We start from the raw sequence: 11,825 nt of genomic DNA, 5'->3' as shown, positions 1-11,825 counted from the left end.
ATAACTTCAGACTTCCCAACAATTGAAATTAATCACTCAGGCTGGAAACCCATTATATCTAGAACGAAAGTTTCTGCAAGCATAATCCTCCGCCAAATCCCCGCCATTAAAAACAAAAACCGCTGATTTACAGCGGCTCAATTGTTAATTGTTGTCCGACTAGGATTCGAACCTAGACAGGCAGAACCAAAATCTGCAGTGCTACCATTACACCATCGGACAATCTTCCCTTTTCGGAAATGAGGTGCAAAAGTATGAAAATATTTCATTGCCCAAAGCAAATGCAATAGAATATTACTTCGTTAACCGCCGTATAATAATATCAACGCCAATGATCACGTTTAGCAATCAAACCTGGGAAGTAAACACCTCAGCACCATTACAAAAAATATAATTACCTGCCCCTTGTTTGTTTCAGATTAAATTCCGTTCTTTGCACCCCGATTTTAAAGAACCAAAAATATTACAAAATATTTACAGCCATGTCAGGAATTTGTCAGATTACAGGAAAGCGTATGATGGTGGGTAACAAGGTTTCACACTCCAATATTAAAACCAAACGCAAGTTTTACCCGAACCTCCAGTCGAAAAGATTTTATATCCCTGAAGAAGATCGTTGGATCACATTGCGCGTAACGGCAGATGGTATTCGCCATATCAATAAAAAAGGCATCAGCACTTGCCTGAAAGAAGCCCGCGAAAAAGGTTTCCTCACTGCATAGTAATAGCTCAATTTATATAATCAAGCCTCAATGTACATTGGGGCTTTTTTATTTGTGTTCATAAATAAACCCGGAAATAAACCATTGATATATTGCGTTTATGAACCAGCGTAAGTCTTATGTGTTTACTTCCTGATGTTTATCATCACTTAAAATGGCCACTTACCAACTCTTATTCCCTGTTTTGCTGATATTTATACTGATGTCCGTTGATTTGAACGCGCAGGATAAAGATCATGACCTGGTTCAGTTTTCCGGGCTGGTTGTTACCGGCGATAGCCTGAAACCTGTCCCGTTTACAAATATTCTGAATATGAGCAGGCGACGTGGCATGAGCAGCGATTACCAGGGTTTCTTTTCTTTTGTTGCAAAAAAAGGAGATACAATTGCATTTTCTGCGATTGGTTATAAAAACGGCATGTATGTAATTCCTGACACCATCAGCACCCAGCGATATTCCATGATCCAGATGATGAGTGCGGACACCATCCTGCTTACTGAAACCGTCATTTACCCCTGGCCATCGCGCGAACAGTTCCGCGAAGCTTTTATCAATATCCGACCTCCCGATGATGATTTTGTGGTCGCACAAAAAAACCTCGATGCCATGGAAATGCGCGAAAGATCCTTGCAGATGCCAATGGATGGAAGCCAGAATTACAGGAACTTCATGCAACAAAATACTGACCGCCTTTATTATTATGGACAAGCGCCGCCCATGAACATTTTCAATCCCTTTGCATGGGCGAAATTTATTGAAGCATGGAAAAAAGGCGACTTCCGCAAGAAAGACTAAAAATAGCCGTTATGTTATACATTAATTTCACGCGAATCAAACCCGGATGAAACGTTTCTGCTACTTAACAATCACACTAATTCTATCTATCGCACTGGCATCCCACGCCCAGGTTACAGGAATTGTTACCGGAAAAGTGCTTGATAACGAAAACAGGCCAATAGAACTGGCTTCGGTTAAAATATTGGAAACCAACGGCGGAACCGCTACCGATGCGAATGGCAAATATCGCTTAAGTCTTCCTGCGAACCAACCTATTACGTTGGTATTTAGTTTTTTGGGGTTCACATCCGAACGCACCGTTATTAGGTTGAAAGCCGGTGAAGAAAAGATGTTGAACATTACCCTCGTTGAATCCTCAACGATGATTGCTGGCCCTGTGGTCGAAGACAAGCAGGTTCGAACCACCACGCTCACACGCATAGATCCCAAGGTTGCTGTTGCGATCCCAAGCATCTCCGGAGGTGTTGAAAGCCTTATCAAAACCATGCCGGGTGTATCTTCCAGCAATGAGTTGAGCTCACAATACTCGGTTCGGGGAGGAAATTTTGATGAGAACCTTGTGTATGTAAACGACATTGAAATTTACCGTCCCTTTCTGATCCGCTCAGGACAACAGGAAGGCCTCAGTTTCCTGAATTCCGACCTGGTATCTTCCATCCTGTTTTCGGCCGGTGGGTTCGATGCCAAATACGGCGATAAGATGGCTTCAGTGCTTGATATCCAGTATAAAAAGCCACGTGAACTTGCCGGATCTTTATCCGGTAGCTTATTAGGCGCTTCCGGCCATATCGAAGGGATTTCGAAAAACTCGAAGTTCACTTACCTTGCAGGCATGCGTTATAAATCAAATCAGTACATCCTGAAGGCAATGGACACCAAAGGCGAGTATAAACCGACTTTTACCGATGTTCAAACTTATCTTTCGTACGATCTCTCCCCGAAATTTGAAATTGCTTTCCTTGGCAACTATGCAAGAAACAACTACACGGTGGTGCCCGAAGACCGGGAAACCGCGTTTGGGACCATCAACGAAGCTTACAAATTTCGTGTGTACTTTGAAGGCCAGGAAGTTGACCGGTTCGAAAATTATATGGGGGCTTTGAGTCTATCGTGGAAGCCTCAGCAAAATGTTAACCTTAGGTTGATCGGCTCGGCATTCCATTCCCTCGAAAGCGAAACCTACGACATTCTCGGGCAATACTGGATCGGACGCCTGGATTCGAATATCGGTAGCGGAGACTATGCCGAAGTTGTTGAAGCCATAGGTGTAGGCTCTTACCTGAACCACGCCCGTAACAACCTTGATGCAAATGTTTATAGCATTGAACACCGTGGCGCCGTACTTTTTGAAAATTTAAGCTGGCAATGGGGGGCAAAATTTCAGCACGAACTTATTGATGACCGCCTGAATGAGTGGGTGCTCATTGATTCAGCCGGATATTCAATCCCGCATCCAACAGATTTTCCGGGCATCGCAAATGACAATCCTGCGTTTGGGTTAAATTCATCGGTCAGAACCGATATCATGCTGAGTTCAAATCGTTACACTGCATTTTTACAAAACATCTGGACACTTGATGGTGCCAGCGATCGCGTTCACCTCACAAGTGGGGTAAGAATCAATTACTGGGATCTTAACAATCAATTTCTTGTAAGCCCACGTGTGACCCTATCTTATCGTCCGGTTTGGGAACGGGATATCTTGTTCAGGTTCTCAGCCGGTTATTACCACCAGCCACCTTTCTACCGTGAGCTTCGTGATCTGAATGGGGTAATTAATTACGACCTCAAGGCGCAAACCAGCATTCATTTTGTAGCGGCCGGCGATTATAATTTTATCGCCTGGAACCGCCCCTTCAAGTTCGTGACAGAGGTGTATTACAAACATCTTGAGAACCTGGTTCCTTACGAAATTGACAATGTGCGCATCCGTTACCACGCTAAAAATAATTCCAAAGGCTTTGCCCGTGGCATTGATTTCAAGATCAACGGCGAATTTGTAGCGGGCATTGATTCCTGGGCCAGCCTTTCAATCATGCGCACCATGGAAGACATTCAGGACGATTTTTATTACAAATACTATAATGCAGACGGTGATGAAGTCAGGGCAAGTGCAATAAACGAAATTGCTGACAGTACAAGGTTCGAACCGGGATACATCCCCCGCCCTACCGACCAGCGGGTAAATTTTTCGTTATTTTTCCAGGATTACCTTCCACGAAACCCAACCTATAAAATGCATCTGAACCTATTGTTCGGCAGCGGCCTGACTTTCGGGCCTCCGGGTTCGCCAAAATACAGGCACACCTTGCGCATTCCACCTTATCGCCGGGTTGATATCGGGTTCTCAAAAGAAATTATTGGCGCCGAATCCCGCTTGCGCGAAGGTCATTTGCTGCATCATTTCAAGTCATTATGGATCAGCCTTGAGGTTTTTAATCTACTGCAGGTCAGCAATACAGTTTCCTATATCTGGATCAGTGATGTAAGGAACCGGCAATACGCCATTCCCAATTATCTTACCCCCCGGCAAATTAATCTTAAATTGCAGGCAACTTTTTGACGTTTGGATGGTTTAATAATCAGAAACCAAAAGAACCTTACAACAAATACATTTTTTTGATTTCAAAAACAAACAGGTGAACAATTCAACAACATCTCTTGTTATTTAGATTCAAACTGAATAAAAAACAATCTAGTCGAACTTTTACGAAGAACCTGTGTTTATGTTATTAGAATTAAAAGCGAAAGAAATGAACTTCCCTGAGTTGCCATATGCTTACGATGCACTGGAGCCTTACATTGATAAAGAGACAATGGAGATCCACTATACAAAACATCACAGGGCTTATTTTGATAAGTTCATGGCAGCGGTGAAAGGCACAGAGCTGGAAGGTAAATCCCTAGAAGAAATATTCTCTACCATGTCAAAGCATCCTGCTGCTGTTCGCAACAATGGCGGTGGATTTTATAACCATAACCTTTTCTGGAACATCATGTCAGCAAATGCTGGCGGAGAGCCCGGCAGAGAACTTGCCGCCGCGATAACAAAAGAATTTGGTTCTTTCGAAAAGTTTAAAGAAAAATTCAGTGATGCAGCCGCCACACGTTTCGGAAGCGGATGGGCCTGGCTGTGCGTAAAAAAAGATAAGACATTATGTGTTTGCTCTTCTCCTAATCAGGATAATCCATTGATGGATGTAGCTGATTGCCCCGGAACTCCCATATTGGGGCTGGATGTTTGGGAACACGCTTACTACCTGAAATATCAGAATCGCCGTCCGGAATACATCAGTAATTTCTGGAATGTTGTGAACTGGCAGGCTGTAGGTGAAAATTATTCAAAGGCGTTGGGCAGAATTTAACCTCCTGCTCAATTTGTTTGTTTTCTCGTGGTTAATGATGGGGAAAGCCGGACACTGATTACAGGTCCGGCTTTTTTTTATTTCTATGCGTGAAATCTGAAACATTTTCCTGCCTTCAATCCTTTATTAATTATCAACCTACCATTAAATTAATCATGAGACCGTCTCGAATAGTCAAATCTTGTTATCCTGAACGAAGTGAAGGAACTCTTCAAAGCTTCAAAACCAGTTCCTTCGTTACACTCAGGATGATAGAAAACAGTAGGCTCAGTATTTTTGAAGAATCCTCAAACAAATCAACAAATTAACCTTTTAACCCACTAATTTTAAATCAATGAAAAAGTCAGTAATTACAGTTTTCGCAATTTTACTGGGGCTGAATTTTGCCAGTTCCCAGGTTCAGAAAGAAACCAAAGCCAAATTTGAGTTTCCTCCCCTGCCCTATGCTTTCAATGCGTTGGAGCCTCACATTGATCAAATGACCATGGAAATTCATTACGATCGCCATCACAGGGCCTATTACAATAATTTTATCAAAGGAATTGAGGCTACTGAAATGGAGCGAATGAGCATGGAACAGATTTTTGCAAATATGAGCAAGTACTCCGAAGGAATACGCAACAATGCCGGCGGACATTACAACCATGTGTTGTTCTGGTCGGTCATGTCGCCTTATGGTGGTGGCGAACCTAACATGCGCAATCTTAAAAGTGCAATCGAAGAATCGTTCGGATCTTTTGAAAAGTTCAAGGCCCGGTTTGAAGATGCTGCCCGTACCCGTTTTGGAAGTGGTTGGGCATGGTTGAGTGTTGGCAAAGACGGAAAATTGTTTGTTTCTTCCACACCCAACCAGGACAATCCTTTGATGGATGTTGTGGAACTGCGCGGCATTCCAATCCTTGGTCTCGACGTATGGGAACATGCCTATTACCTGAAATACCAAAACCTTCGAGGCGATTACATCAGCAATTTCTGGAATGTAGTGAACTGGGAAGAAGTGAACCGGCGGTACGAGGAAGCGAAGAAGAAATAGTTCAAGGGTAGGTGTTCATTGTTCAAAGTTTCAGGTTCAAGGTTAATACAAACTCCCCAACCTTGAACATTGAACCCGGAACCTGGAACCCTTAATCAAACAATCCTGCGATAAGACTTTCATCCGCAATATTCGGAAGTGTTATTCTGAGCCGTGGCTCCTGCGCCATGGCTCTTTTTATTGCGAAGATAGCTTCGTTGTTGCGAGCCCAACAACGGCGGGCTATGCCATTGTTCACATCCCAGAAAAGCATTGATTTGAGGCGGCGTTCTGCATCAGCGCTGCCATCGAGTAGCATCCCGAAACCGCCATTGATCACTTCACCCCAGCCAACGCCTCCACCATTGTGCAAGGAAACCCAGGTGGCCCCGCGGAAAGCATCGCCAATTACATTGTGCACGGCCATGTCGGCAGTGAATTGCGAACCATCATAAATATTGCTGGTTTCACGGAAGGGTGAATCGGTGCCGGAAACATCATGGTGATCGCGGCCGAGAACGATGGGTGCAGATATTAATCCGTCTTCAATGGCTTTATTGAAAGCTTCGGCAATGCGCATGCGGCCTTCGGCATCGGCATATAAAATTCTGGCCTGCGAACCGACTACCAGTTTGTTTTCCCTGGCTCCGGCAATCCACTGGATATTGTCTTTCATTTGCTGTGAAATCTCAGCGGGGGAAGTGGCCGCGATCTTCTCCAACACTTCCATAGCGATTTTATCTGATTTGTCCAGATCGGATGACAATCCGGAAGTACACACCCAGCGGAAAGGCCCGAAACCATAATCGAAGCACATGGGTCCCATAATGTCCTGCACATATGAAGGATAGCGGAAAGTTCCATCAGGTTTCATCACATCAGCTCCGGCTCGGCCGGATTCAAGCAGGAATGCATTGCCATAATCAAAGAAATACATGCCGCGTTCAGTCAACGTATTGATAGCTGCAATCTGCCTGCGCAAAGATTCCTGCACCAGGACTTTGAATTTTGCTGGGTCTTTGGCCATCAACTCATTCGACTGATCATAGCTCAAACCCACCGGGTAATAACCACCCGCCCAGGGATTGTGCAGGGAAGTCTGGTCAGAACCCATATCAATCGGAATGTTGCGTTCAACAAGGCGTTCCCACAGGTCAACTATGTTTCCGAGGTAAGCGATGGAATGGGCTACTTTTTTATTTTGCCAGTGCAATGCCAGGTCTATTGCTTTGTCGGCATCGTCGGAAATCTCATCCACCCAGCCCTGGCTATGGCGTTTATGGGCGGCAACAGCATTGATTTCAGCAGTGATGCTCACCACGCCTGCAATATTTCCAGCCTTGGGTTGTGCGCCGCTCATTCCGCCAAGGCCGGAAGTAATAAATAAATTCACTTTATCGCCCTGTCCGGCTTTCGCTATTTTCCTGCCTGCATTCAGCACGGTAATGGTTGTACCATGCACAATCCCCTGCGGCCCGATATACATATAAGAACCGGCTGTCATCTGACCGTATTGGGTCACACCCAGCGCGTTGAAGCGTTCCCAGTCGTCGGGTTTGGAATAATTGGGGATCATCATGCCGTTGGTAACCACCACGCGGGGCGCATCGGTATGTGATGGAAATAAGCCCATAGGATGCCCGGAATACATGATCAGGGTTTGCTCATCGGTCATGGTAGCCAGGTATTGCATGGTAAGCAGGTATTGCGCCCAGTTCTGGAAAACAGCTCCATTGCCGCCATAAGTGATCAATTCGTGCGGATGCTGTGCAACCGCCGGATCAAGGTTGTTCTGGATCATCAGCATGATGGCTGCTGCCTGCGTTGATCTTTGAGGATAATCATTGATTGGCCTGGCAAACATCTTATAATCCGGGCGGAAGCGGTACATATAAATCCTTCCAAAGTTCTTTAATTCTTCGGCAAATTCCGGCGCCAGCACCGCATGATGCCGGGGATGAAAATACCGCAAGGCGTTTTTGAGCGCCAGCTTTTTCTCAGTGCTAGTCAAAATATCTTTGCGAACCGGTGCATGGCTAACACTTGAGTCTAAGGTTTTATGTTCGGGCAATTCTTCAGGAATGCCTTGCAGTACAGCAGTTTTAAAATCAATTGATGACATAACTGATGGGCTTGGATTGTGATGGGCAAAGATAGGGAAAAAGGCGGAGGCTAAGGCCAAGGAAAAGGCGGAGGCTGAGGCGAAGGGGGCTGATTCAATAGTTAATGTGTAGTAATAGGATTAAGCACTCGAAGCTATAGTAAACGAAACTATGTGGGTTTTATCTATTGTGCTCTACTGTGACTACTGTGGTAAGTAAAAAGCTATCGAAAATGCATCCTCAATCCACAATGTAAGTTCAAATTGGTCGTTTTTTAATAGTCAGCCTTTTATTAACTCACACAACCAATACCAGGATTATACTTTCAGATCGCATGAAGAACTTGCTTCTTATCTTATTACTAACCATTGTTTTTGGCGGATGCGCAGTGATGCAGCCTTTGCAAAAGCGTAAGCTTATTGCTGTTTATCATCTGATTGAAACGGCCAAATATGCTGAGGCTAAAATCGAAGTTGAGGAACTTATTGATGACAAAGAAGCAGCACAATGGCCCAAAACATGGTATACCCGGGGCGTGCTCAGCCAAATTGCCTATCGTGAAGGGATCAGGAAAAATGACAGAAAGCTCTCTGAACTTTATCCCGATCAGCTTTATGTTACCCTGGAATCGTTTAACCACACGCTTGCACTGGATAAATCTGGACGCTTTGAAAAGCAACTGGCGCCCAGGTACATCCTTCTGGCCAATGATTTCCAGGTGCTGGGCGAACGGCATTTCGGCAGTAAGAAATATGCAGAGGCGCTGCGGGCTTTTGAGCAGGCATTGGCAATTTCTGAAAAACCTGTTTTTTCGCTGCAGGCAGATACCAACCTGTTGTATAATACCGCGCTGGCGGCTTTTGAAAGCAAAAACTGGGATAAGGCCATCATCTATTTCGGCAGGCTGCATGATCAGCGGCATTCGGCAAATGTAGCCCACCTGCTGTTCAAAGCACATCTCCAGAAAGGCGACACCCTTGCAGCAGAAAAGGTGATGGCAGAAGGTATCGAACGCTACGAAGACGATCATGAACTGGTTTTATTGCTTAGCGATCTTTATTTCACGAGAAACGATACCGCTGCTGCCCTGCTCACACTTGAAGATGCGATCCGGGAAAACCCTGACCGCCAAATATTTCATTACACGAAAGGATTGATTTATCAGAAAACCGGTCGCTATACTGATGCAATCGCCTCGTACAATGAAGCCATAGTACTAGCTCCTGCTGAGCTGATGGCTTACGTTAACATAGCCACCTGCTATTATAATATTGGGGTCGGAATTGATGAAAACGCCAGATCAATCATGAACGGCACAAGAGCCAGGGAAGAAAAAGCAAAATCAACAGCAGCTTATGAAACTGCAGTCAGTTGGCTTGAAAAAGCTTATGCCACGAACCCGAAAGACAAGGAAATTCTCGCAAAGCTTAGCGAAATTTTAAAAATGATCCGTATTCCTGAAACAGCAGGAAATCCTTAACTCAACTTTTATATTTGTTCCTAAGAAAGGTTCTTCGGGAAAGTTGGCAATAGGCAATAAGCAGTTGGCAAACAAATACATCACTCCATCACTCCAATACTCCAGGCTTCGACAAGCTCAGCCACCGCATCACTGCATCACAAAAAATCCGGCAACATGATGGTTAGTCTCGAACCCTAATTACCTAAGGTTGTTTTACATCCTGAGGGACAAGGTTAGTCCAAGAAACTGATTGAACTGTGTTTTTGCAACTTTTCGGGGGCTGCCATCAGGCAACAGAACGGGTTCATCGTTCGCATCGAGTACCGGGAACCGGATATCATCGTCATAGATCAGGTGCAGGTTCAAACGAATCGTGAATAGCCAGTTAATTTGTTTGTCAATGTTCATTTCCCAATCCACATCCACGTTCTGAGGTTTATCAATATAGTTTGAGAAAAGGCGGATTGCGTTGGTAATACTCAGACCATCCATAATGAGGGCTTTGTTCCTGATCATAAGCTGGCCACCCATTTCCTGCTTCGCCCGTTTGCCAATTTCAACGCCATGTGTTGTCTGGCTGATATTTGTTGTGTCCAGTACAAAAGTGTTTTTATAGGATAGCACAGAAAAGTTCATGAGCGTTTCCTTAAAAGGTTTGTATTCAACGCCTACCCCAATGGTAAAGGTTCCTGGGTTTAGGAATTTTGAAATTACTACTGAATCATTAGGATAATTGTATCCTTTGGCCAACTGTGTTTTCGCATAAAAAATTGAACTGAAGTCCAGCTTATTCGCCATTACTCTGTTATACTGAGAATTCAGCTCAACAATATCGGTACTGGTTCTAACCCCTTGCTCTTTGGTTCTGATGGAACCGTATCTGATTCTTCCGATGTTTGTCCATGTAGCCCCTGAAGCTTTGTTCGCGTATTTCGCTTCGCCCTTCACATCAATCATGCCCGATAAGGAACTCTGTCCACCCTTCGACCAGTTTGCCAGGTAATTCTGGTTCAGTGAAAAAGCGTTTACCAAACTATAACTCCAATGCACCGGGGTTTCTTTAAAAGGACTGAGTTTTGCCAATGTCCTGTCGGGTGTAATGGCAACAATAGGAATATCATCCGCTGTTTTCTTTTGCATGCGCTCCACACGAATATCATCCTCAAGGATCATGGTCAGGTCATACTTTGCAGGGTTTCCGAGCCAGATTGTAATAGAGTCATTTTCTGCGTTTCTGACCCAAAACCGGTAAAGATCATCTTTTGCCGAACCAAGCCAGAATGGTTTTCTCTGGCCTCTGACATCGTTTATGAACATCTGTATTGAGTCGCGTTCGAAGGTATGGGTCAACAAAGTTTCAACGGCAGACTTCAGGGAATCGGGCATTTTGCCGTCAGGAACTATATAAAATGGCGACTCGTCGTTGGCCATGATAACCTGCCAGGTTTCAGTAATGACGATGTTGGTGGAATCGGCCAGAAAACGGGCTGTTTTTCCACTTCCGGGAGGCAGCAAAGGCGGAACAATAGTGCCGCTTTCTATACTGTGAACCGGAACGTTTTTGGATTCGAGGTATTTATAATCAACATACACTTCAGTAATCGTGTCCATTACACGCGTTGTTGACCAGAAAATGGAATCAATCATGGCTTTCAGATCCGAGGTATTTTCAGGCAATGTAAGGACGAGGGCATCAATATCAATTGTCCGCATGGTGATGATTTGGCGCTGAACAACAGGATCTTTTTCAAGAAGCATTGTATCAATAATAAAAACATCTTCTTCCAGCCACCTCACTGGCAAAGTATCATTCAATGAAATTTCCGTGAGGGTAAATTCTGTTGCATCATATGGGAAGCTTGAAAGACGAATTCTTACACTGTCGAAAGGTTCATTGAAATGCTCAATCAATCTTGAAAGAGATTGCCTCAAAGTATCCTTATCCGATCTCCAAAGATTATTCAGCTTCAGAAGGTTGTTAATATATTCCGATGCTGAGGCCGGTTCAAACACAATGGGTTCTGACGAAATTGTGTCTTTTTCAATAAAGACTACTTCTTCGTTGTTTTGTGCATTAACACTGCTAAAATACAATAAACCAATCCAAAATAACAGCAAGCAAATCCGACGCATGAGCCAGTTTTTTAATGTTGATGAAATTCCTGATGAAAGAATGAAAACAATTTTCAAAGCAGAATATTGTAAAAGGAAATCGTTTGAACCCGGTAGTGTCCGGCTAAAAGTGAAAACATTCCAAAATGAGTTTGAGATTACCTTCGGTGAGCTCCCTTTGGTCGGTTCCTCACTACGTTTGGAATGACAAGCTATAAGCTTGTTAAAGATGGAGTGAGCTGCTTCAAAAG

At 44.2% G+C, this 11,825-nt stretch carries 8 protein-coding genes and 1 tRNA gene; 6 read left to right on the top strand and 3 right to left on the bottom strand.

Features of this window, described 5'->3' with window-relative positions:
* Nucleotides 1-151 precede the first annotated feature (151 nt).
* A tRNA-Gln gene (locus tag IH597_12325) sits at nt 152-222 on the bottom strand.
* A gap of 260 nt (nt 223-482) precedes the next feature.
* Here IH597_12325 and IH597_12320 point away from each other — a divergent pair.
* From IH597_12320 to IH597_12300, 5 genes are all read left to right on the top strand, one after another.
* Nucleotides 483-722, top strand: a complete 240-nt coding sequence (locus IH597_12320; GenBank protein MBE0663237.1) for a 50S ribosomal protein L28 — start codon at nt 483-485, stop codon at nt 720-722.
* 154 nt (nt 723-876) lie between these two features.
* Nucleotides 877-1,518 carry a carboxypeptidase-like regulatory domain-containing protein gene (locus tag IH597_12315; GenBank protein MBE0663236.1) on the top strand — a complete coding sequence of 214 codons (642 nt, stop codon included), beginning with the start codon at nt 877-879 and terminating at the stop codon, nt 1,516-1,518.
* A gap of 46 nt (nt 1,519-1,564) precedes the next feature.
* Nucleotides 1,565-4,084, top strand: a complete 2,520-nt coding sequence (locus IH597_12310; protein MBE0663235.1) for a carboxypeptidase-like regulatory domain-containing protein — start codon at nt 1,565-1,567, stop codon at nt 4,082-4,084.
* Between the two features lie 190 nt (nt 4,085-4,274).
* On the top strand, nt 4,275-4,886 hold the full coding sequence (locus tag IH597_12305; protein ID MBE0663234.1) for a superoxide dismutase: 612 nt from the start codon (nt 4,275-4,277) through the stop codon (nt 4,884-4,886).
* Between the two features lie 334 nt (nt 4,887-5,220).
* Complete coding sequence (locus IH597_12300; GenBank protein MBE0663233.1) at nt 5,221-5,919, top strand: superoxide dismutase; 699 nt, start codon at nt 5,221-5,223, stop codon at nt 5,917-5,919.
* A 91-nt stretch (nt 5,920-6,010) separates the two neighbouring features.
* Here IH597_12300 and IH597_12295 read toward each other — a convergent pair whose 3' ends face one another.
* Nucleotides 6,011-8,011 (bottom strand): urocanate hydratase, encoded by a 2,001-nt coding sequence (locus IH597_12295; protein MBE0663232.1) that lies wholly within the window; start codon nt 8,009-8,011, stop codon nt 6,011-6,013.
* Nucleotides 8,012-8,334: 323 nt separating this feature from the next.
* Between IH597_12295 and IH597_12290 the strand changes: the two genes are divergently transcribed.
* Nucleotides 8,335-9,480, top strand: coding sequence for a tetratricopeptide repeat protein (locus tag IH597_12290; protein ID MBE0663231.1), 1,146 nt, complete (start codon nt 8,335-8,337; stop codon nt 9,478-9,480).
* Nucleotides 9,481-9,675: 195 nt separating this feature from the next.
* Here IH597_12290 and IH597_12285 read toward each other — a convergent pair whose 3' ends face one another.
* On the bottom strand, nt 9,676-11,595 hold the full coding sequence (locus IH597_12285; protein ID MBE0663230.1) for a DUF3078 domain-containing protein: 1,920 nt from the start codon (nt 11,593-11,595) through the stop codon (nt 9,676-9,678).
* Between the last annotated feature and the right edge of the window lie 230 nt (nt 11,596-11,825).

It is taken from the genome of Bacteroidales bacterium, assembly GCA_014860575.1.
GTDB lineage: Bacteria > Bacteroidota > Bacteroidia > Bacteroidales > JAAYJT01 > JAAYJT01.
Note: the sequence above shows the minus strand (reverse complement) of the source record. Positions and strands in the feature narration are given on the sequence as shown.